Here is a 22,765-nt window from a genome sequence, read left to right on the forward strand (position 1 = left end):
TCAGACGAGGCGCTGGACGAGTTCGACGGCGATCGCTTCGTCGTCATCCGCGCTGAGCCCGCTCACCCCCACGGCGCCCAGCACCGCTCCCCCCGAGCGCACGGGCTCACCCCCGGGCACGACCAGGAGCTCGTCGTCTCCGAGTTGCTCGAGGTCGAGGCGCCCGTCCGCCACCGATGCCGCCGCCTCCCGCGTGCTGCGCCGCAACAGCACGGCGGTGTACGCCTTCCGCAGTGCGACGCGACGCGGGAGCGGACCGACGAGGTCGTGGGCTCCGAACGCGACGAGCTCGCCGGCGGGCCCGACGACCGCGACCGCGACCCCGCTCGTCTCACCGTGTGCGGCACGAGCGTCGTTCAGCCCCCCATACACGGCCGCGAGCGCCGCCTCGACGCCGACCACCGGGCGCGTGACGCTCATCGCGTCCCCGTGGCCGACTCATCGGCGGCCTCGCCGATCCAGGCGTCGAGACGCTCGGCGAGGCGGCGCACGCGTTCGCGGGCCTCGTCGGCGAGCGGAGTGAACGGTGCCCGGCACTCCCCGAGCGACCCGCCGCGCACGCCCGAGAGCATCTTCGCGGCGGGGAAGACGTCGATGGCGACGAGCTCATCGACGACGGTGTTGATACGGGCCTGCCAGCGTCGCGCCTCCTCGAGGTCGCCGCGTTCGAGGGCTGCGCGAGCCATCCGGAACAGCTCGACCTGCACGCCCACGGTGGTGCCGATCGACCCGCGTGTCCCCGCAGCTGAAGCGGCGACGAAGATCTCGTCGAAGCCGTTGATCACTGCGAGCCGCGGATGCCGCGCGGTGATGCGCTCGACGGCGAACAGGTCGTGGGAGGTGTGCTTGACACCGACCACCCTCGGGTCGGCCAGGAGCTCGCGTCCGAGTTCTCCGGTCATGTCGACGCCGGTGAACTGCGGGATGTTGTAGACGATCATCGGCACGTCCACCCGGTCCATCACCGAGCGGTAGTGACCCAGCACCTGCGCGGGGGTGTAGCGGTAGTAGATCGGCGGGATCATGGACACCGCGGCGGCTCCTGCGGCGTGTGCCTGCTCGGCGAGCCCGATCGAGCTTCGCGTGCTCAGCGCCCCCACGTGCGCCACGACCGGAACGCGTCCCGCGGCGGCCGACACGGCGGTCGCCGTGACCAGCGCGCGCTCCGCCTCGTCGAGCAGCAGGCCTTCTCCCGACGAACCCGCACAGTAGATGCCTTCGACCCCGCGCCGGACGTACTCGTCGACGAGCGCTGCGAGTCGATCGGCGTCCACGGCACCGCTCGTGTCGTACGGCGTCGCGATCGCGGCGAACAGCACGCCGAGGTCGGGCGTGCTCACCATGCCGTCCACCCGCCGTCCACCACCAGGTTCGCGCCAGTCATGTAGCGCGAACCGTCGGCGAGGAGGAAGACCAGCGCCGCGTCGAACTCGTCGGCCTCGGCCATGCGCCCGATCGGGATACGGCCCGTGTAGCGCTCTTGGAACGTCGGATGCTGCGTCTCGCGTCGCACTCCGGAGGGCGTGAGCGTGTTCACCCGGATACCGTGCCGACCCCAGTAGGTGGCGCAGTAGCGGGTGAGGTTGTAGACGCCCGACTTGGCGGCGGAATAGGCGACGGGCTTGATGAACGGGACACCGGTCTCCTCCTCCGCGTAGGTGTAGAGGTCCTGCACCGGTGAGACCATGCCGTAGATCGAGCCCACGTTCACGATCGAGCCGCCGTCGCGCTCGCGCATGGCCGCACCCACGGCCTGGGTGACGAGGAAGGTGCCGACGAGGTTCACCTCCACCACCTCGCGGAACACCTCGACCGGGAATCCCTCGAACGGACCGGACACCTCCGGCGCGGACCCCGGCTGCGTGTCCAGCCCCGCGTTGTTGACCAGGCCGTCGATGCCGCCCCAGTGCTGCACGATCTGCTCGACCGCGGCCGACACACTCGCGGCCTCGGTGATGTCGAGGGGGACCGCCAGCAGCCGGTCGGGATCGGCGCCGGGAACGGCAGCGTGCAGCGCCGTGGCCGTGACACTCCGCGAGCCGACCGCGACGCGGGCGCCTCGCGCGTGCAGTGCCCGGACGAACGCGGTACCGATCTGGCCGAGGCCGCCGGTCACGAGAACGACGCGGCCGGTCAGGTCGAACAGTGGGTCGGCGCTCACGCGTCCACCTCGTGCGCACGCAGGCGATCGCGGTCGTAGACGAGCCCCAGACCCGGACGTTCCGACGGGACGAAGAACCCGTCGACCACCGGGTGCGGCTCGATGACGCCGAGATCGCTGAGCGTCCCGCCGTCGGTCATCTCCGACCACAGTGCGTTGGGCACGGACGCGAGGACGGTCGCGCTGAGCTCCATGACGAAGTGCGGCGTCATCGGCAGGTTGAACGCGCGTGCGAGCTGCGCGATCCCGAGGTACGGCGTGATCCCGCCCACTCGGCCGAGGTCGGCCTGCACGAAGTCGCACGCGTCGGCGACGATGTACTCACGGAACTGCTCGAGGGTGTAGAGGTTCTCACCCAGGCCGAGCGGAATGGACGAACGGGCGCGGAGCCGGGCGTGCGAGAGCACGTCATCGACGCGGAACGGCTCCTCGAGCCATACCAGCCCGAGATCGCGGAAGCGCTCGGCCGCGATGACCGCGGCAGGCAGCGTCCATCCCTGATTCGCATCGACCATGAGCGGATACGGGCCCACCGCCTCGCGGATGAGCGTGAGCCGTTCCAGGTCCTCCTGCACATCGGGTTTGCCGACCTTCACCTTGCCGGCGGCATAGCCGGCGGCCTTCCACCCTTGGACCTGGTCGATCACCTCTTCGACGGTGAGGTGCAGGTTGATCCCACTGCCGTACAGCGGAATGCGGTCGTGGAAGCGGCCGAGCAGCCCCGACAGCGGCACCCGGTGATGCTGGGCCACGAGGTCCCACAGCGCGATGTCGACCGCGGCGAGCGCGAGAGTGGTGACCCCGCCCGTGCCGCTGTCGCGGATGTGGCGCCACGCCTGATCCCACAACGCCCTGGGGTCGACCTCGGCGCCGATGAGCGTGGGCACGAGCTCACGCAGCATCGACAGCAGGGTGACGCCGCCGACGCCGCTGGTGTGGGTGAACCCGGTGCCGGTCAGGCCGGTGTCGGTGCGCACGTCCGCGACGAGGATCTCGATGTGGGTCACATGGTGGATCTGGTCGCCCCAGTCGCCGTTCGGCAGCGGGATGCGGGACAGGTGCAGCTCGATCGCGTCGATTCTCATACGGATGCTCCTTCGCGGGGGGTCTCGGTGGCGTGACGTGAGGGTTGCGACTCCTGAGGGAGCAACCAGGAGCGCTCCGGGCTGCGGAGGCGCACCCGGACCGGGGCGCCGACGTCGATGAGGGATCCGGCGTCGGGGTCGGAGACGGTCACGAGCATGTTGCCGCCGTCGGTCTCGACGTCGTACTCGACACTGCTGCCGCGGAAGACGCGCGCGAGCACGTGGCCGATGTCACCGCCCTCGTCCGACTCCGCCTCGGGCACGGGCGAGACCTCGACGGTCTCGGGCCGCACGACGAGCACGGAGGCCCCGTCGGAGGTCACGCCGGGGTGGGCGGGCACCGTCAGTTCGCGACCGAGCACGTGCACGCGGGCCATGCCGTCGCGCGGCTCGGCGATCAGGGTGGTGGACACGAAGTTGGCCCGGCCGATGAAGTCGGCGACGAAGGTCGACGCGGGCCGGTGGTACACGCCCTCGGCGGTGTCGATCTGCTCGATCTGCCCGGCGCGCAGCACCACGATGCGGTCGGACATCTCGATCGCCTCGTCTTGGTCGTGGGTGACGAAGACCGCGGTGATGCCCAGTCGACGCTGAATGCGGCGGATCTCGGCCCGCATCTGGATACGCAGCTTCGCATCGAGGTTCGACAGGGGCTCGTCGAACAGCAGCACCTTGGGCCGCATGACGAGGGCGCGAGCGAGGGCCACGCGCTGCTGCTGCCCGCCGGACAGCTGGTGCGGGGCGCGCTCGGCGTAGCTCAGCAGGTTCATCGTCGTGAGGGCCGAGTCGACCTCCTCGGCGAGCTGCGCTTTCGAGCGTTTCTTGATCTTCAGCCCGTACGCGACGTTCTCTCGCACGGTCATGTGCGGAAAGAGGGCGTAGGACTGGAACACCATCGCCATCGGCCGCTTGTCTGGCGAGATGCGGGTGAGATCGGCGCCGTCGAGACGGATGCCACCGTCGGTGGTCTGCTCGAATCCCGCGATCATGCGCAGGAGCGTGGTCTTGCCGCATCCGGAGGGGCCGAGCAGCGTGACGAACTCACCTGGCTTGATGTCGATCGAGACGCCGTCGACCGCGGTGACACTTCGGCCGGCCGGCCCGAAGCGCTTGGTCACGTCGACCAGGCTCAACCGGCCCTGAGCCGGGGCGGGCGTCGGGGCGTCGAGCGTGCGCACGGCATCCGGGGCGGTGTGGGTCATGGCGGGCTCCTTCGCGGCGCGTGCGGGGACGGGGTCGATTCGGTGGTCAGTCATCGTCTCCGCCGCGTACGAGGAGGCGGGAACGCAGCACGAGGTTCATCAGGCCGACCACGGTGAGCACGATGACGATCAGGAGCGTGCAGAACGCGAATGCGTTGCCGAAGCGCCCCGACTCCACCTCGTTGAGGATCTGCGCGGTCATCAGCTGGACGCTCGGCGTGGTGATGAACACGATCGCCGAGAGCAGCGTCATGCATTTCGCGAACGCCGAGACCAGACCAGTCAGCAAGGCCGGACGGATGAGCGGCAGCGTCACGGTGCGGAAGGTGCGCGCGCCGCTGGCGCCCAGCGACGTCGCCGCCTCGTCGATCGCCGGATGGATCTGCTGCAGTGACGAGATCGCCGCCCGCTGCCCCATCGGCACGGTGGTCGCGACGAAGACCATGACGATGGCGACGACGCCGCCGAGGATCGCGGCACCACCGGCGAGCGCGGGGAACACCTGCAGGCCGAATATCTCGACCGGCGTGCTGTACGAGACCGCGTAGCCGATGCCGAGCACCGTCCCGGGGACGGCGACACCGAGCATGCCGACGAAGTCGAGCACGCCGCCCAGGCGCCGGAGCTTGCGCACGACGAGCCATCCGATGGCCATGCCGAGGATGCCCGCGATGGGCGTCGCGATGAGGGCGAGCATCACCGTGTCCCTGGTCGCGTCGGAGCCCACTCCGAGCAGGATGTAGCGGTAGTGGTCCAGGGTGAGCTCGTTGTTCACGCCGAGGATCTTCACGAAGCCGCCGATGAGCACGGTCGCGTAGATGAGGATGATGAACAGCGCGATCGCGACGACGATCGTGAGCACCGGGATCGCGATCCGCAGATCACGGATGGGTCGCTGGGTTCCGGCCGGCTTGCCCGTGATGGTGACCACGTTCTTGCGAGTGACCCAGTACCTCTGCAGCCCGAACACGAGCAGGGCGGGCAGGAGCAGTGCGATCGAGTAGCCTGCGGCGGCCGGGACGTTGTATTCGCCCGTGAGGGCGAGGTAGGCGCGCGCGGCCAGCACGGTGTAGTCGCCGCCGATGACCAGGGGGTTGGCGAGGTCGGCGATCGCCTCCACGAACAGCAGCAGGAACGAGCCGGCGATCGCCGGGAGCATGAGCGGCAGGGTGACCTTGCGGAATGTGCGCAACGCGGTCCCGCCGAGATCGGAGGACGCCTCGTCGAGCGCCGGGTCCATGCTCTCGAGCATCCCCTTCATGTTCATGTACGCCACCGGGAAGAACGACAGCGACAACACGATGGTCAGCCCGCTCAGGCCGTAGACGTCGAGCGAGAGACCGAGGAGGTCGGAACTGATCATGCCGTTGCGGCCGAACAGCGTGATGAGCGACGTCGCCACGGCGAAGGGCGGTGAGACGATCGGCAGCAGGGCGATCAGATGGAGGAGCTTCTTTCCGCGGAAGCGCAGGCGGACCTGGGCGAACGCGAAGAGGAAGCCGACGACCGTTCCCACGGTTCCCACCGTGACACCCAGCACCAGCGTGTTGATCGCGATGCGGACGTTGGTGGGGTTGGTCACGATGCTGGCCAGCACGCCCAGACCGTCGGGCGTGAGCGCGTACTGGATCACGCGCCACAGCGGGACGGCGATGAGGAAGACCAGCGCGATCACGACGATCGCGAGGACGATTCGCACGGTGGGATCCGTGGGGATCCCCCGGCGGTTTCGGCGCGGCGCAGGCGTCGCTGACGATGCCATCGCGCCGATCGGCGGCGTCATAACCGGTGCGCTCATGGCGAGCCCTCTCGAGGTGTGTGGGAACGGTCGTCGGCGCGGGTCACTCGCGGGGTGCCGTGGCGATCTCGTTGTCGAAACGCGCCGTCAGCTCGGCGCGCATCGCACCCGCGGCGACGGCGTCATACGGCACGAGGGTGAGCGATCCGAGGTCGACCATGTTCTCGCTGACCGGGGTCTCGGGATTCGACGGGATCTGGAAGGCGCTGGCGGTCTCGCCGAGCGCCTGCGCCTCGGGCGAGAGCGCCCAGTCGACGAACGCGTGCGCACCCGACTCGTTCGGGCCGTCCGCCACCACGCTGATCGCACCGATCTCGAAGCCGGTGCCCTCCTCGGGGAACGCCACCTCGAGGGCGGAGAAGCCCTCGTTGATGTACTGCTGGCAGTCGTGGGCGAACACGATGCCGACGGCGACCTCGCCGCGACCGGCCATCTGCCCGGGCGCGCCACCCGTCTTCGGATACTGGAGGATGTTCTGGTTGAGCTTGGCGAAGTAGTCCAGCGCCGCGTCCTCGTCGCCGTCGTTGAGTTCGACCTGCGTCCACAATGCGGTGTACGACGTGCCCGAGGTCGACGGGTGCGCGAGCGCGACCTGACTCTTCAGAGCGGGGTCGAGCAGGTCGTCCCACGTGGTGGGGACGTCGACCCCCAGGTCGCTGAGCACCTCGGTGTTGCTGCAGAAGCTGAGCGCGCCCAGGTAGAGCCCGGTCCAATGCCCGTCCGGGTCGCGATAGTCGGGGTCGATCGCCTCGGCGACCGGCGACTCGTACGCGGCGAGGAGCCCCTCGTCCCACGCAGCGATGTGGCTGTCGGCGTTGCCGCCGACCCACACGTCGAACTCGGGCGCCGCGGAGGCCGCCTGCAGCCGTGCGAGCGTCTCGCCGGTGTTGATGCGCACGAAGCGCGCGGGGATGCCGGTGTCGGCGGTGAACGCGTCGGACATGACCTGGCACCAGTCGTCCTGGACGTTGCAGACGAAGGTGACGGGGTCGTTGCTCGCGGCCGGGCCGCCGGCGGCGGTGTCGGTGGCGCAGGCCGAGAGCAGGCCGACGGCGATCGCCGCCGCCCCCGCCCCGGCGATTCTCCGGAAGGTGCGGTGCATTGCTGTGACTCCTTTGTCCTCGGAAAACCGGGCCGACGGTGCTGTCGGCGGTCCAAGCCTAGGAGCGCAATTTCGGGCCCTCGGTCACGATCGAGGGCCCGACGGTCACGGTTCCGTGACCGTCGGCGCGGGGTCCGGATCGGTCGCCAGGATGTACCCGACCCCGCGCACTGAGCGGATGCAGTCACCACCTCCGGTGCTGGCCGCGTCCAGCTTGAGACGGAGCCGATACACGGCCGTCTTGACCAGCTCCCGCGCGCCGATGCGCTCGTTCTCGCCCCACGCGAAGGCCAGCAGCTGCGCGAATCCCAGGGTCTCGTCGGGGTGCGTCATGAGCGCGAGCAACACTCGGTACTCATTGGGCGAGAGCGTCACGGGGGTGCGCCGCACGAGCACCGTCGAGGTGAGCGGCTGCAGGACGAGGTCGCCCCGCACGATCTCCTCGACATCGCGCAGCCGCGTCCGGCGCACGAGAGCGCGGGCGCGCAGCGCGAGCTCTCGGGGGTGAAACGGCTTGGTGACATAGTCGTCAGCGCCCGCCTCCAGCCCTTCCACCCGGTCGTCGGTCTCTTTACGAGCCGTCAGCATCATCACGGGGAGGTTGCCCTGGGCGCGGACGCGTTTGCACAGCGTCAGTCCCGACTCCCCCGGCAGCATGACGTCGAGCACCAGGAGATCGGGCCGCTGCTCTCGCTGCAGCGCGGTCCAGGCGCGCTCCGCGTTCGTGAACGCGCGGCATCGGAACCCCTGCGTCTCCAGTGCGAAGGTCACGATGTCGAGCATCGCGCGTTCGTCGTCCACGACGAACGCCAGCGGTTCGGTCTCGGTCATCGGGGCCCCTCGATCGGCAGCGTGAACACGATGTCGGTGCCCCGCCCTAGCAGCGTGTCCAAGTAGATCCTCCCCTGGTGCAGCTCGATGATCTGCCGCGAGATGTACAGCCCGATCCCCGATCCGCCGCTGTCGCGGCTGCGTTCGCCCGAGAAGTTCCGGGTGAAGATGCTCTGACGCTCGGCCACCGACATGCCGGCGCCGTCGTCGCTCACCGCGATCGTCACGTCGTCCTCGCTCCGCGAGAGGCGTACGGTCACCACACGGTCGTCGTCGGAGTGGCGAACCGCGTTGGAGACGAGGTTGATCAGCACCTGTTTGATGAGCTGCGCGTCGATCCGAGCGCTCACCGGCGGTCCAGGGGCGTCGAGCACGATGCGGTGTCCGTGCACGCTGCGCAGTTCGTCGACCGACTCACGCACCACCGTGCGCAGCTCGGTCCACTCCAGCCGCAGTGAGAAGATGCCGGCGTCGATCCGCGCCTCCACGAGCAGCTGCTCCGATAGCACGCTCAGCGTCTCGGCGCCGCCCAGGATGGTTCGCAGGAACCGCACCTGTCGTTCGGTGAGCGGCCCCGGCCTGCCCTCGGCGAGCAGCTCCGCCGACCCACGGATCACCGCGAGCGGCGTCCGCACCTCGTGCGCGAGCACCGACACCTGGTCGGCGCGATTGCGCGCGAGGTGCTCCAGCTCCGCGGCGTCGCGCTTGAGCGTGTGCAGCCGCACGGCGACGAACGCGCCGAGGACCGAGGCGATCGCGAGTGCGACGATCGCGACGACGACCGCGAGGCCCGCGGCGCGAACGACCGCCGCCGCAGCGACGACGAGCACCGCGAGCGCGCACAGGGAGGAGAGCACCAGCGTGAGGACGTGCGTCTGGGTGGCGGGGCGGACCAGGCGCACGGACTCACCGCCGCCCGGTCGACGTCGATTGCATATGCATCAGCATCGCGCATCCCGAGTGATCGAGTGGCCGGCCGACCGGGCGCGCGCCGCGGCTCCGAGGGATCAGAGCGCGACGCGACCGATGAGGTTCACCTTCACGCCCATGCGATCGAGCATCGCGGCCTTGGCCACGAGCGCCTTGTCCGCGGTCTCGGCGTCGGGCGCGTACACGACCTGCGCGTGGTTCGCCTTGTGCCGGGCCATGAACTGGTCGCGGCTGACGTCGTGCAGCACGACGTGCGCGATCGGCCACTCCGGGTTGGTCGCATCCTTGCGACGCCGAGTCTCCTCCTCGGGCAACGCCACGACGGAGCCGCGGAAGATGTCGGCCTGCAGGATCCCGTCGGCGATGAACACGCGGGATACGACGATCTCACCCGGCTTGGACACGCCATTGATGGTCGCGCCACCGGCGGGGAAGAAGACGTGCCCCTGCCGCCATCCCTCGGCCTGGTCCCAGCCGCCCAGGTGCGAGCCCGGGACGGAGCCCGAGATCTCGTACACCCACACGAACTCGCCGTCATACTCCTCGCCCCAGCGCACGTCATGCAGCGTGTTGTCGGGAACGAGCCCCATGGCACGCCACACCCGGTCCGTCACGAGCGCGTCCACGGCGACGCCCTCGTCGGCCTCGTTGAAGTGCGGGAACGCCCGCCCCGGGAACAGCTCGCGCGATCCGTCCCGCGAGGACACCGGCGGGCGCTCGGTGGAGTTGAGGAGGCCCTCCGCGAGATCGGACGCCGGGACGAGGTCCTTGAGTCCCTGCTGGTACTGGATGCCCACCGCATCCAGGCCGAAGTCGTCGGCGATGCGCAGCGCCGCGATGTACATCTTCAACTGCCAGCCCACCTGCGCCTCGGTCAGTTCGGTCGCCTCGTCGGTGCCGAATCGGAACGTCATGCCGCGCCCCAGCAGCCATTCGCGAGCCTCGTCGGCTTCGGCATCCGTCACCTTCAGCATCTCGGCGTAGAGCGCGGACTGCGAGAGCCGCTCCTTGTAGATGCCGATCGGGTTGAGCAGCTCGTCGTCGAAGATCGCGTTGTACATCCCCATGCAGCCCTCGTCGAACACGCCGATGAGGGCCTTGTCGGCCAGCAGCTCGTCGCCGAGCGCACGTCCGAGGGCGACCTCCGGGGTCTGCGGCAGCTCGGGAAGCGGGCGTACGTGCGACGCATCGTGGGTGATCCGGCCGGTCTCCGTCCACTCCTTGAGGCCATCGCGGAACCAGGGATCGGTGAAGTCGACCGACCAGGTCGTGGCGTACGGCTTGCCCATCTTGGTCAGACAGGCGTTGAGACCGAGCAGGCCGACGAGGCCGGGCCAGTCGCCCGCGAAGTTCGCGACGGTGAGGATCGGGCCACGATGGGTGCGGAGTCCGGCGAGCACGTGGTGCGAGTACTGCCACACCGCTTCCGCGACGATCAGCGGTGCATCGGCCGGAATGTGCTTGAACACCTCGAGACCCATCCTCTGGCTCGAGATGAACCCGTGGCCGGTGGCCGGATCCACCTCGTTGGCACGGATCACGCTCCACCCGAGGTCCTCGAGCGCGCGCGCGACGTCGGCCTCCATCGCGGCCTGCGTGGGCCAGCCGGCGGTGTTCGCCGACTCCCGAAGATCGCCTGAGGCGATGAGATACGCCGTCTTCGGCGCGACCTCGGGGCGTGTCGAAGGGGCGGGCAGGGTGTAGGTCATGCGGGTGTTCCTTCCGTGCGTTGCAGGGCGGTGAGGGCGTGCGTCACCGGGACGGTCGCCTCGTAGAGCGCGAGATAGTGCGGGAAGAGCTCGTCGTAGCGCCGGGCTGCTTCCGGGCGGGGCGTCACCGTCGTGACCATCGGATTCCAGTCGGCGATCACGGGGGCCGCACCCCCTTCGGCGATCGCTGCGGCCGCGAGATGGGCCGCCCCGTAGCTCGCGCCGACGGTCGTGCGCGGGACCTCCTGCACGAGGCCCGTGACGTCGGACACGATCTGGAGCCACAGCGCACCCTGGGTGCCGCCGCCGACCGCGACGATGCGCCGGATGTCGGCGCCTGCGGCACGCATCGTCTCGACGTTGTGGCGCACGGCGAAGGCCGTCGCCTCCAGCACGGCGCGGTACAGGTCGCCTCGTCCGTGCCTGAGCGTGAGCCCGGCGATGACACCGCGCGCGTCGGGGTCGAGGATCGGCGTACGCTCACCGGCGAAGTACGGCAACGCGAGCAGGCCGTGCGCCCCCGCGGGCGACGCCGCCGCCTCGAGCAGCAGGGTCTGGTAGTCGGCCCCGGTGAGATCCTTCAGCCAGCCGGTGAGCGCCCCAGACGTGGCCAGGCCCCCGGCGAGGTTGCGGGTACCGGGGAACGCGCCCGCCGTGGTCCACATCGACGGGGTGCGGAGCGTCTGCGGGCCGGTCGCGACGAGGAACATCGTCGTGCCGTACATGAGCATGAGATCGCCCTCGCCGTGGGCTCCGACGCTGACCGCCTCCGACCACGCGTCGATCGTGCCGGCGACGACGGGCGTACCGGTCGCCAAGCCGGTCTCGGCGGCGGCCTCGGCGGTCACGGTGCCCGCGACCTCCCCGGCCCACAGCAGCTGCGGCGCCTCGATCCCGGGCGCGAAGCGTTCGAGCCAGGGGCCGTGCCACCGCTCGTTCTCGACGTCGTACAGCGGTGACATCTGGCTCGCCGACTGGTGATCGAGCACGTACGCGCCGGTCAAGCGGCGGGCCAGCCACGACGCCGGCATGAACAGGCGCCGCGCGCGGGCGTACGCATCGGGCTCCTCGTCGGCGATCCACTGCACCTTCGGACCGCCGGCCTGGGTGGTGAGCGCGGATCCGCCGATCTCGACGATCGCCTCGGTGCCGAGCTCCTCCGTCATCCGCGCGATCTGGGCGGTGGCACGCGTGTCGACGCCGTACAGGATGGCGGGGCGCACCGGCACATCGTCGGCGTCGGTCAGCAGCACGCACGGCCCCATGCCGCTGACGCCGATCGCGGTGATCACGACCTCGTCCTCGCGGTCGCCGATCTGGGCGAGCAGGTCGCGGGCGAGCACGACGAACTCGCGCCACCAGACCTCGCCGTCCATCTCTACCCACCCGTCGCGCGGGCGCGACACCTCATGCGCGACGGTGGCGGCGGCGATCACGGAGCCGCCCGCGTCGACCAGCACGCCCTTGCTGCTGGACGTGCCGATGTCGACACCGAGCGTGCACGCGATGCGGCGCATGGAACCTCCTCGTGGAACTCAACGAGCGTAAGCTGAAACCGATTTCATTTCTACTCGGGCGCGGCTGACCGAGGATGTCGCGGGGCGGCGGGGCGAGGAGCCGCCGCCCACGGTCACGAACTCACCGAGGCTGTGCGGGACGCACGACGCCGTGCAGCGTGAGTGTGCGCGGCGGCCGGCCGTCGCCGTGCAGGCGATCGAGCAGCATCTGCGCGCCGGTCTCGCCCATGTCGCGCGCAGGGAGGCGCACCACCGTGACGGCGTCGACCGGCAGCGTCGCGTAGGGGAGCGAGCCGATCACGGCCACCCCGAGGGCGGGCGGTGTGAGCCCGTGCTCGGCGAGGCGCTGAAGGACGCCGACGCCGAGCAGGTTGTTGCCGGCCACGATGGCGTCCGGGGGGTCCGATGCGGCCAGCAGCTCGTCGACCGCCGAGCGACCCCCTTCGACGCGGAAGGTCGAGTACCGCAACCGCGCACTCGGCGCCGCGAGCCCTCGCCGCTCCAGTGCGGCGCGCCATCCCTCCGCGCGCTGACGGGCGGTCTCGACCGTCTCGGGCCCGGTCACGCACGCGATCCGGCCGTACCCCGCATCGAGCAGGGCCTCGGTCGCCGCAGCACCCGCTTCGCGGTTGTCCATCACGACCGCGTCCATCGCGGCCTCCAACGTTCGGTCCACGGCGACCACCGGACGCCCGTGCTCGTGCAGGGCGCCGAGGTCGGTTCCCGCGTCGGCCGCGGCGATGATCACGCCCGCCATCCGCGCCGACACCGCGACGTCGAGATACGCCGCCTCCTTGGCACGGTCGCCGTCGGTGTTGCAGAGCACCACCGAGTACCCGGCGTCGTTGGCGACGTCCTCGACACCGCGGGCCATCTCCGTGAAATACGGATTCTCGATGTCGGGGATGACGAGGGCGATGACCTCCGACGACTGCGTGCGCAACGCGCGGGCCGTGCCGCTGGGGGTGAATCGCAGCTCGGCGGCCGCACGGCGCACGGCCTCGGCCTTGCCGGCCGAGACCGGGACGACACCGCTGTAGACGCGGGACACCGTGGCCGGCGAGACGCCCGCGAGCTTCGCGACGTCGTAGATCGTGGCCATCGGCTCACTGTAGCGGGCGCTCGGGGGCGACGCGGGTGCCGCCGCAGCGTCACGCTCGACCCTGCGGCGGCACCCCGTGCGTGCGGCCCGTCAGTGCGTGCGGCCCGTCACCGTCACCCACGCCGACGGGTCCGACGCCGCGCCGGCGCCGTACTCGTTCACCGCCGTGACCGTGACCTGGTAGCGGCCCGGCTTGAGGTCCGTCAGCACCGCGGCCGTGGCATCCGTCGCGGTCTCGACGCGCGCCGTCGCCCCCGACTTGGCCGCCGCCTCGACGACGTAGCCGGTGATGGGCGCGTCGCCGCCGTCGACGGGCGCGGCCCACGACACCTGCAGCGACCGGCCACCGCCGACGGCGACCGCCTCGGTCGGCGCCGCGGGCACGTCCCGCAGCGAGAGGTCGGCGACCGGGATGCGCGTGAACTCGACGTCCTCCTTGTTCGTGCCGTAGGCGACCCAGAGGTGCTCATCCCAGACGATGCTCTTCTGGTAGCTGTAGCCGAGGTTCTTCGACCGGCCCTCGTAGCGGCGCGGCTGCAGGTCGTTCGAGTCCCGCAGCGCGTAGCCCTGATCGAATGTCTCGCCGTCCGCGCTCAGCACGACGACGAGCGGGAACCGATCCCGGGTGCCGGTCAGGCTGCCGACGAGGAAGGCGGTGCCGTCGGGCAGGTTGCCGGCGCTCTGCTTCGTGCGCGAGTCCGGGATGTTCGTGACGACCGAGCGCGACCAGGTCTCGCCGTCGTCCTCGCTCACCGAGGCGAGCTTGAACATGCTGCTGCCACCCTGGTCGCGGAAGGTCATGACGATGTCGCCGTCCGCCTGCACGAACCAGCTCGGCTCGAGCTCGCGCGACATCTCGTCCTCGAGGTACGGCTGGTTCTCGAGCTCGCCCTGCGTCCAGCCGGTCAGACCCAGCGGGTCGTCGGTGAAGTACGGCTTCACCTGCAGACCGGGCTGCACGTGGAACGCGGTGAGGATCCGGCCGCTCGGCAGCGCTCTGACGTCCTGTTCGATGATGCCGAGCACCGGGTTGCCGTCGGCGTCCGTGACGGGTTGCGGGTCCGTCCAGTTCACGCCGTCGGTGCTCGTGACGGCCAGCGTGTAGCCACCACGGGGCACGAGCGCGGCGGGCCACACGTTGAGGTAGGCGACGAGGGTCTCGCCGTCGGTCCACAGTCCGCCGTTCGAGGTGTAGCCGTCCGTCCGCGGCTCGGTCAGCGGGATCGGCTCCGACCACACGTCGCCGTCGTCGCTGACGCTGTACGTGACGATCGTGTCCGGCGAGTCCTCGTCCTGCGCCGAGCTCTGCCACTGCGCGTAGAGCTTGCCCTTGAAGGGCAAGAGGACCGTGCCGTGGTTGAACTTGAGGTCGTCGTCTCCGGGTTCGAAGATCGTGACGGTCTCGGCGTGCTCGGCCTGTGGCAGCCCGAGGGCGTTGCGCTCGGACGTGTCGATCAGGCCGTCGGTCACGCGGATGGGCGAGGACTCCTCGGCGTGCGCCGGCGCGCCGGCCAGGCCGGCGATCAGCGCGGCGGCGCCGAGCACGGCTCCGCCCGTGAGCAGCCGTCTCCGGCGTGAGATGTTCGAGGGCGACATTGCAACTCCTTCATCGTGTGGCATCCGTCAGCGGACACCGTCTTGGGTGGTTGCGGGTTTCCAGTGGGCTGGGGCGGCCGCAGGGGCCGGGCTGCTCTGGGACCGGGCCGCGCGTCGCCGCAGCCCGGTGGTGGTGCCGGGACTCAGTGGAAGCGGGGAACGGCCTGCTCGAGGTGTGCGAGCACCTGCGCATCCGGCTCCGGGATGGGCATCCGCCGGCCGCCGACCGATCGCCCGGCGAGGCGGTGGACGGCACGCATCCGCGCGGGTGAGCCGTCGACGATCGCGACGACCTGGTCGATGTCGTGCTGGAGCTCCGCGACGCGCGCGTCGTCGGCGACGATGAGCGCCTCGCGCATGGCGAGGAACGGGGGCGCGAACACGGATGCCACGCCCGAGATCACGCCGTCGGCCCCCGCCTGCCCGGCGCGGGCGAAATCGCCGTCCGCGCCGGTGTAGATGCGGAAGCCCTCGGGCAGGCGGGCACGGAACGACGAGATGAGGTCGAGCGATTCGCCGCTCACCTTCACTCCCACCACGCCGGGCAGGCCCGCGAGCCGCACGATGAGGTCCTCGTCGACGGGGATCCCCGTACGCGCCTCGAACATGTACACGTAGATGTCGAGGCCGTCCGCCTCGGCGGCGACGCCGCGGAAGAAGTCGTAGACCTCCTCGGGCGGCGCGGGCAGGTAGTAGGGCGTGAGCACCGCGATCTCCCGGGCGCCCGCGCGGCGCGCCCCGTCGATCAGCTGCGACACCTCGAACCGACTCGCCGCACCGACGTGCACGATCACGCGCATATCGGTGAGGATCTCGACGGAAAGCCGCGCGATGGTGTTCCGCTCGTCGATCGAGAGCGCGGGGAACTCGCCCGTCGTGCCGAGTACCAGCGCGCCCTGCACACCCGAGGCGGCGACGTAGTCGAGGATCTGCCGGGACCCGTCGAGGTCGAGTGCGCCGGCCTCGTCGAAGGCGAGCGGAACGGCGGTGATGATGTCGTGCGAGCGCATGGAGATCAGGTCTTTCGAACGGAGAACGAGGGTGAGAGGGTGCCGGCGCGCGGGTCAGCGGAGCCGCGCGCCGGCACTGGGCCGACCGGCGAACGCGCGGGTCAGCCTGCGAAGGCCTCGTCCATCGAACGGAGCACCCCGTCGACGTCGGACTGGCCGGAGAAGAGCTGCTGCACCCCGATGAAGAGCGCCGACTGCGCCTTGGCGTTCGGCCAGCCCTGGTCGGGCATCGGGGCGGTGTCGCCCTCGGCGATGAGATCGGCCGCGGTCTGCATGACCGGGTCGAGCTCGACCGTGGCATCCGTCAGCGCCGGGATGCCGGGAGCGGCCTCGAACCAGATGGTCGTGGCTTCCGGCGTGGCCAGCCAGTCGACGAAGTCGAGCGCGTTCACCTTGTTCGTCGCGTTCTCGTTCACGGCGAAGCTCACGCCGATGCCACGCGGGATCGACGTGGTGCCCGAGTCGTCGCCCGGCAGGGCGAAGAAGCCGAACTCGCTGCCCTCGGGCGCGGTCGAGCTGATCTGCGGGTACGAGGCGAGCACCTGGACCACGCCGACGGCCTGCCCGCTGTGGACCAGGTTGTACGAGGCCGTGACGTCGGTGCCGAGCGGGTCGTCGTTGAAGCAGCCGGCTTCGCTCATCTCGAGGTACTTGACGAAGGCGTCGGCCCAGCCGGACCCCTCGAAGGTGGCCTCACCGTCGGTGAGCTGCGCGTCGAAGTCGGGGTCGTCCGCGTAGACGGTCGAGGCGACCAGCGCGTACGGGATGAGCTGGGTGACCCACTCGGTCTGGATCCCGAGGGCGAACGCCACCTTGCCCGCGGCCGCGACGTCGCCGCAGTAGGCGAGGAGCTCGCTGTAGGTGGTCGGGATCTCGAGTCCGAGCTCGTCGAGCGTGGCGGTGTTGTAGATCGTCCCGACGGCGTCGAGCTTGGACGGCAGGCCGTAGGTGTTGCCGTCGATCTGCAGCGTCTCCGCGGTGCCGGGGTCGACGGTGTCGACCCAGTCCCGGTCGGAGAGGTCGGTCAGGTAGCCCGCGCCCTGCAGCACGTCGATCGCGCCGGGGTTTCCGCCGCCCGCCCAGACGGTGAACACGTCGGGCGCGGTGCCGCTCGAGAGCTGGGTGCGGATGGTGGTCTGGAACTGACCCGTGTCCGCGACCGTCAGGTTGATGTCGAGGCCGGTCTTCTCCTCGTACGCCTCGACCACGGCCTCCATCGGCGCCTGGTTGTTCGAGGTGGTCGCGATCGTGAGCGAGTCGCTGGGTTCGGTCGATCCGGGGTTCGAGGCCGACGAGCACGCCGACAGCCCCAGGGCTACGACGGCGACACCGGCGACGGCGGCGATGTGACGCGGTTTCATGGTGAATAGACTCCAATTGGAAGGGGGCGGGAGCCCCTGAGTACAGGTGGTGACGGGTCAGCAGGGTCATCCGGCCGGGAACCGGAAGGTGAAGGTTCCGGGTTCCAGCCGCAGACGGGTGCCTCTGCTGGTTCGATCCATCAGGGTGACGCCGTTCGCGTGCGTCGCGTTCTCGCCTCCTTCCGTGATGTCGGATGCCTCGGGGCACGGGAGTTCGACGACGGCGGGCGAGCCCGGGGGCACGGTCACCGCCCATTCGATGTGGTCGGCGTGACGACGCCACGAGCTGGCGACCCGCCCGCGCGGGGTCTCCAGCGCCCCCTCGGCATGGTCCAGGAACGGGTCGAGGCGTGGCGCGAGCACCAGGTCGAAGTAGCCGGAGGACGCCTCGGCCTGACCGATGCCGAGGATGCCCGAGACGAACCACGCCCCGACGGACCCCAGCGAATAGTGGTTGAAGCTGTTCATCCGCGCGGATTGGAACCCGGCCTCTGGGGTCCAGCCGTCCCAGCGCTCCCAGATCGTCGTGGCCCCGTTCTTGACGGAGAAGAGCCACGACGGGTACCGGTCGTTGTGGAGCAGACGGAACGCGAGATCCTCGCGCCCGATCGAGGCGAGCACCGGGCAGAGCAGGCCGACGGTGACGAACCCCGTCGTCAGCGACACGTCACGGCGGAGCACCGCCTCGACGAGCCGGTCGGCCACGCGGTCGCGCTCAGCGGTGTCAGCGGTGAGCCCGAAGGCGAGCGCGAGCAGGTAACCGCCCTGCGTGTCGCCGGCGACCGTGCCGTCCGGTTGGACGAACGCCTCGCGGAACACCGCCGCGATCCGCTCGCGGAGCGCCTCGAGCGGTTCCGCCTCGGCGTCGCGTCCGAGCACGCGGAGCGTGCGTGCGGTCAGGTCGGCACTGTGCGCGAAGTACGCGGTCGCGAGGACGTCCTTGCGGGTCTCCTCGCCGATCTGCAGCCAGTCGCCGTAGTCGTTGCCGACCTGCTCGCGCCAGATCAGGTCGGGATTGTGCCGTTCGATGTGCCGCACCCACGCGATCATCGAGTCCGCCGCCTCCTCGAGGACGGCGCGGTCGCCCGTGGCGCGGTACACGCTCCACGGGATCGTCACGCCGCCGTCGCCCCACGCCGGCGCGCCCTCACGGAGGTGGATGAGGTGCGGCGCGATGTCGGGGAACGCGCCGTCGGCGTTCTGCGCACTGCGCACGTCGCGCAGCCACCTGCGCAGGAGCGGGCCGACGTCCGCGATGGCGAGCGCGGTCGGTGCGAAGACCTGCGCGTCTGCGAGCCAGCCGAGCCGCTCGTCGCGCTGCGGGCAGTCGGTGGGGATCGACACGAAGTTCCCGCGCAGACCCCAGGAGATGTTCTGGAACAGGCGGTCGAGCTCGGGGCTCGATGACGAGAACTCGCCGACGACGTCGAACGCGTTGTGGAGCACGACGGCCTCGATGTCGGCCGGATCCAGATCGCCGTCGATGCCCTGCACCTCGGCGAATCGGAAGCCGTGCAGCGTGAATCGCGGCTCGAACACCTGCTCGGCGTCGCCGTTCGTCCAGAACACGTCGACCGGCTCGGCCGTGCGGAGGTTCGCGGTGTAGAGGTCGCCCTCGTCGAGCACCTCGGCGTGGTCGAGCTGGATCCTGCGGTCGGCGGGCTGGTCGCGGAGCGTCAGCCGGACCCGGCCCACGAGGTTCTGGCCGAAGTCGACGATGTGCCGCCCGTTCCCACGCGCGGTCACCGACACCGCGGGAAGCCGCCCGGTCACGCGGACGCCCGGGTCGACCTCGGGCGTGAGCAGACGGATGTCCCGGTCGAGGACGATCGCATCCGACCAGTCGTCGAGGTCGCACTCCGGCAGGTGCCAGTCCGGCTGGGCGACGCGCGAGTCCTCGTACTGCCCCATGAGCATGTCGGCGTAGAGGATGTCGCTCGCGCTCTCCTTCCAGCCCTCGCCCGTGCCGACGACCGTCCGGCCACCGTCCGCGCCGTCGAGCATGAGCTGCGCGAGCAGCGCGGGCTCCGTGCCGTAGTGCTGCGCCTGGTGCCGGCGATCGGTGCCGATGAACCCGGCGTACCAGCCGTCGCCGAGGAGCGCGGCGAGGCTGTTCCGCCCCGGCCGGAGCATCCCGCTCACGTCCCAGGACTGGTAGGTGATGCGGTCGCGGTACTCGGTCCACCCGGGTGCGAGCTCATCGTCCCCGACCTTGCGCCCGTTGACGTAGAGCCGGTAGGCGCCCTTCGCGGAGACGTGCACCTTGGCGACCGCGGGCACGTCGTCGAGCTCGAAGTGGTGGACGAACCTGCGCACCGGCTGCAGCTTGTTGACCGTGAAGCTGATGTCGGTGTCCTGCGGCGGCAATGCCGTGCGCCGGAAGTTCGGATTGCGTGCGATCCACGCGGCGTCCCACTCGTCGGGGTGGACGATCCCGGTGGCGAAGCGTGCGGCGCGAACCGTCGTCTCGCCGCGCTCGTCCTCGGTCTCCAGCGTCCACTCGTAGTCGGCGGAGCTCATGAGCGGTGCGCCCGCGTAGCGCGCACCGACCGTGAGGTCGGAGCCGATGCGGCCCGAATCCCAGACCCGAGCCGTGTCCCCGCCGGGGAGGCGGAGCACGACCGTGATGCGATACGCGGTCTGCCGCGCACCGCGGCGGTCGGAGCGCAGTCGCCAGGAGAACGTCGGCGCGGCGATCACCCCCTGCGGCGCGGATTGCCCGTCGACGCGCAGCGCGTACGGCTCGAGGCTCATCCCTTGAGCCCTCCGGCGAAGCCCTTGATGATCTGCTTCTGCATGAGGAAGTAGACGAGCAGGACCGGCACCACGCTGATCACGAGGCCCGCGAAGACCACCGGCCAGTTCGAGACGAACTGCCCGACGAACGCGTAGAGCGCGACGGTGACGGTCTGCTGCGGCGTGCCGCTCAGGTAGAGCAGCGGGACGAGGAAGTCGTTCCACACCGTGATCGCGTTGAGGATGATGACGGTGCCCGTGATCGGTCGCAGCAGCGGGAAGACGATGCTGAGGAACGTCCGGAACGTGCCGGCGCCGTCGAGGGCGGCGGCCTCCTCGTAGTCGCGATCGAGCGTGCGGAGGAACCCGGTGTAGAGGAACACCGAGAAGGGCACCTGGCTGCCCGTGTAGAAGAGGATCAGCGAGGCCAGCGACCCGAGCAGGCCGAGGTCGCGCATGGTCTGGTAGAGCGGGATGAGCGCGACCTGGAACGGGATCATCATCCCGGCGAGCACGATCCAGAACAGCGTCGAGGACAGCCGCGACATCACGCGGGCCAGCGGATACGCCGCCATGGACGAGATCGTCACGATGAGCACGACGCTGGTGATCGTCACGATCGCGCTGTTGAGCAGCGCCTGACCGAGGCCGGCCTGGTTCCAGGCCTCCATGAAGTTGTTCAAGGTCGGCTGCGTCGCCGGCACGAGCGGCGATGACGTGTCGTTCGCGGCGCGCAACGACATGTTCACCAGGATGTAGACCGGGAAGACGAACACGAGCGCGGCGAGCAGCATCACGATCTCGCGGGCGAAGGTGCCCTTGGTGTAGCGGAACATCAGCGGTTCCCCCTTCGAGCCATCCGTTGCTGCGCGACCGAGAAGAAGGCGACGACGCCGGCGAGCACGAGGGCGAGCGAGATGCCGTAGCCGAACTCGTTGAACTGGAACGCCGACTTGTAGAGCAGCGTGGAGAGCGTCTCGGTCGATCCGCCGGGGCCACCCGCGGTGAGCACGAACACCTCGGTGAACATCTTCAGGCCGCCGATGATCGTCAGCATGACGTTGATCGCGGTCGCCGGGGCGAGCAGCGGCCAGGTCACCGACCAGAACCTGCGCCAAGACCCGGCGCCGTCGACGGCGGCCGCCTCGTTCAGCTCTTGCGGAATGGACTGGAGGCCGGCGATGTAGATGACCATCGAGTAGCCGGCGTGCTGCCAGACGATCATCATGATGACGGAGACGGCGGCCCAGAAGGGATCGCCGAGCCAGCTCGGCGCGAGGTCGCCGAGCCCGACCCCGCCGAGGATCGTGTTCACCGCGCCGTCCGGCGTGAGCAGGAACTTCCAGAGGTAGGCGACGACGACCGGCGTGATCACGACGGGCGCGAAGAAGAGCACCCGGAGGAAGTTCTGCGACTTCAGGCCGCTGTTCACCCCGAGCGCGAGGAGCAGGCCGATGCCGTTCTGCAGGATCGTGACCGCGAGCGCGAAGATCAGCGTCATCCGCAACGCGTCGAGCGAGCTCTGCGTCGTGAAGATGCGGATGAAGTTGTCGAACCCGATGAAGTCGTACGACTGGGAGAGCCCGTCCCAGTTCGTGAAGGCCAGCACCGCCCCGCGAATCGACGGCACGACGACGGCGAACCCGTAGAAGATCAGGCCGGGGATCGCCAGGAGGAGGAGCGCTTTCGACTGCGCGACGCCGACGAACCGGCGACGGGTCCGTGCTTCCCTCTGCGCCGGCTCGGTGGGAGGTGTGGCCGGTGCGATGGTCTCGACGACGGTCACGACGCGAGCTCCCCTCCGGGCGCCTCGATGAGCATCTCCAGCGCGTGCGCCATGCGCGCCCTGGCCCCGCCCAGGTGGTCGCGGAGCTCGGCCTGGAGCTCGGCGGCGTCGCCCGCCTCGATGAGATCGAGCAGTCGGCCGTGGTCGAGTGCGGACGGGTGCAGGTCGACGTCCTCCTCCACGGTCAGCTGGATGAGGCTCGCGAAGACCGGCTCGTACGCCTCCCACACGTCCTGCAGGCGACGGTTGCCGCCCATGCGGTACAGCAGGGCGTGGAAGCGCATGTCCGCTTCCGCGAAGCCGTCGGCCGCCGAACGGTCGGCGCACGCGAGCATGTCGTCGACGATGTCCCGGCCGAGACGCAGTTGCTCGGCGGTGGCCTGTTCGACGGCACGGACGACGGCGACGAGCTCGATGGACTCGCGCAGCTCGTAGAGATCGTCGATGTCGCTCCGGCTGAGGCCGACGACGAAGAAGCCGCGGCGGCGGGACTCCACGAGCCCCTGCGACTCCAGCTGGCGGAGCGCGTCGCGCACCGGCCCACGGCTCACGTCGTATTCGGCGGCGAGCGAGTCCTCGACCAGATGCGTGCCGGGTGCGAGTTGCCGCCGAACGATCTGGTCGCGCAGCACGCCTGCCAGCTGATCGCCCAGAGCGGGAGCCCGGGTCGGTCTCGTCATGCTCATCTCGCACCCCTTTGTGTACCGTTAACGAACGACAGTTAACCGTAAGCTCTGGGCAGCGTCAAATCGCTCGCGCGGCGCGGCGAAGGGCCGGGCCACGGAGCTGCGAGGTGCGGAGCTGCGGGGTGCGGAATCGCGGGGGTGCGGAACCGCGAG

Annotated in this window: 19 protein-coding genes; all 19 read right to left on the reverse strand. The window is 70.0% G+C overall.

Features of this window, described 5'->3' with window-relative positions; genetic code table 11:
- Window positions 1–420 carry a GlcG/HbpS family heme-binding protein gene (locus QU602_RS18415; protein WP_308797904.1) on the reverse strand — a complete coding sequence of 140 codons (420 nt, stop codon included), beginning with the start codon at window positions 418–420 and terminating at the stop codon, window positions 1–3.
- Entirely contained in the window at window positions 417–1,343 is a 927-nt protein-coding gene (locus QU602_RS18420) for a dihydrodipicolinate synthase family protein (protein WP_308797905.1), read from the reverse strand. The genes QU602_RS18415 and QU602_RS18420 overlap by 4 nt, the downstream gene beginning before the upstream one ends.
- Window positions 1,337–2,161: an SDR family oxidoreductase gene (locus tag QU602_RS18425; protein ID WP_308797906.1), complete on the reverse strand. Its 825-nt coding sequence runs from the start codon at window positions 2,159–2,161 to the stop codon at window positions 1,337–1,339. Before QU602_RS18425 ends, QU602_RS18420 begins: the two co-directional genes overlap by 7 nt.
- Window positions 2,158–3,246, reverse strand: a complete 1,089-nt coding sequence (locus tag QU602_RS18430; RefSeq protein ID WP_308797907.1) for a mandelate racemase/muconate lactonizing enzyme family protein — start codon at window positions 3,244–3,246, stop codon at window positions 2,158–2,160. Before QU602_RS18430 ends, QU602_RS18425 begins: the two co-directional genes overlap by 4 nt.
- Window positions 3,243–4,448, reverse strand: coding sequence for an ABC transporter ATP-binding protein (locus QU602_RS18435; RefSeq protein ID WP_308797908.1), 1,206 nt, complete (start codon window positions 4,446–4,448; stop codon window positions 3,243–3,245). Before QU602_RS18435 ends, QU602_RS18430 begins: the two co-directional genes overlap by 4 nt.
- 46 nt (window positions 4,449–4,494) lie before the next feature.
- Entirely contained in the window at window positions 4,495–6,147 is a 1,653-nt protein-coding gene (locus QU602_RS18440; protein ID WP_308797909.1) for an ABC transporter permease, read from the reverse strand.
- Window positions 6,148–6,289: 142 nt separating this feature from the next.
- Window positions 6,290–7,348, reverse strand: coding sequence for an ABC transporter substrate-binding protein (locus tag QU602_RS18445; protein ID WP_308797910.1), 1,059 nt, complete (start codon window positions 7,346–7,348; stop codon window positions 6,290–6,292).
- 105 nt (window positions 7,349–7,453) lie between these two features.
- On the reverse strand, window positions 7,454–8,179 hold the full coding sequence (locus QU602_RS18450; RefSeq protein WP_308797911.1) for a response regulator transcription factor: 726 nt from the start codon (window positions 8,177–8,179) through the stop codon (window positions 7,454–7,456).
- On the reverse strand, window positions 8,176–9,081 hold the full coding sequence (locus QU602_RS18455; RefSeq protein WP_308797912.1) for a sensor histidine kinase: 906 nt from the start codon (window positions 9,079–9,081) through the stop codon (window positions 8,176–8,178). Before QU602_RS18455 ends, QU602_RS18450 begins: the two co-directional genes overlap by 4 nt.
- A 105-nt stretch (window positions 9,082–9,186) precedes the next feature.
- A complete protein-coding gene (locus QU602_RS18460) occupies window positions 9,187–10,818 on the reverse strand; it encodes a fucose isomerase (protein WP_308797913.1) in 1,632 nt (543 codons plus the stop codon).
- The gene (locus tag QU602_RS18465) at window positions 10,815–12,335 is read right to left on the reverse strand and encodes an FGGY-family carbohydrate kinase (RefSeq protein ID WP_308797914.1); all 1,521 of its coding nucleotides are present in this window, start codon (window positions 12,333–12,335) and stop codon (window positions 10,815–10,817) included. Before QU602_RS18465 ends, QU602_RS18460 begins: the two co-directional genes overlap by 4 nt.
- A 121-nt stretch (window positions 12,336–12,456) precedes the next feature.
- Window positions 12,457–13,437 carry a LacI family DNA-binding transcriptional regulator gene (locus QU602_RS18470; protein ID WP_308797915.1) on the reverse strand — a complete coding sequence of 327 codons (981 nt, stop codon included), beginning with the start codon at window positions 13,435–13,437 and terminating at the stop codon, window positions 12,457–12,459.
- Window positions 13,438–13,527: 90 nt separating this feature from the next.
- A complete protein-coding gene (locus QU602_RS18475; RefSeq protein ID WP_308797916.1) occupies window positions 13,528–15,033 on the reverse strand; it encodes an exo-alpha-sialidase in 1,506 nt (501 codons plus the stop codon).
- A gap of 143 nt (window positions 15,034–15,176) precedes the next feature.
- Window positions 15,177–16,043: a dihydrodipicolinate synthase family protein gene (locus QU602_RS18480; RefSeq protein WP_308797917.1), complete on the reverse strand. Its 867-nt coding sequence runs from the start codon at window positions 16,041–16,043 to the stop codon at window positions 15,177–15,179.
- A gap of 101 nt (window positions 16,044–16,144) precedes the next feature.
- Complete coding sequence (locus QU602_RS18485) at window positions 16,145–17,404, reverse strand: ABC transporter substrate-binding protein (RefSeq protein ID WP_308797918.1); 1,260 nt, start codon at window positions 17,402–17,404, stop codon at window positions 16,145–16,147.
- Window positions 17,405–17,470: 66 nt separating this feature from the next.
- A complete protein-coding gene (locus QU602_RS18490; protein WP_308797919.1) occupies window positions 17,471–20,158 on the reverse strand; it encodes a family 78 glycoside hydrolase catalytic domain in 2,688 nt (895 codons plus the stop codon).
- Window positions 20,155–20,976 (reverse strand): carbohydrate ABC transporter permease, encoded by an 822-nt coding sequence (locus tag QU602_RS18495; RefSeq protein ID WP_308797920.1) that lies wholly within the window; start codon window positions 20,974–20,976, stop codon window positions 20,155–20,157. Before QU602_RS18495 ends, QU602_RS18490 begins: the two co-directional genes overlap by 4 nt.
- Complete coding sequence (locus QU602_RS18500) at window positions 20,976–21,926, reverse strand: carbohydrate ABC transporter permease (protein ID WP_308797921.1); 951 nt, start codon at window positions 21,924–21,926, stop codon at window positions 20,976–20,978. Before QU602_RS18500 ends, QU602_RS18495 begins: the two co-directional genes overlap by 1 nt.
- A complete protein-coding gene (locus QU602_RS18505) occupies window positions 21,923–22,612 on the reverse strand; it encodes a GntR family transcriptional regulator (RefSeq protein ID WP_308797922.1) in 690 nt (229 codons plus the stop codon). The genes QU602_RS18500 and QU602_RS18505 overlap by 4 nt, the downstream gene beginning before the upstream one ends.
- Between the last annotated feature and the right edge of the window lie 153 nt (window positions 22,613–22,765).

The organism is Agromyces protaetiae, assembly GCF_030866785.1.
Classification (GTDB): Bacteria; Actinomycetota; Actinomycetes; order Actinomycetales; family Microbacteriaceae; genus Agromyces; species Agromyces silvae.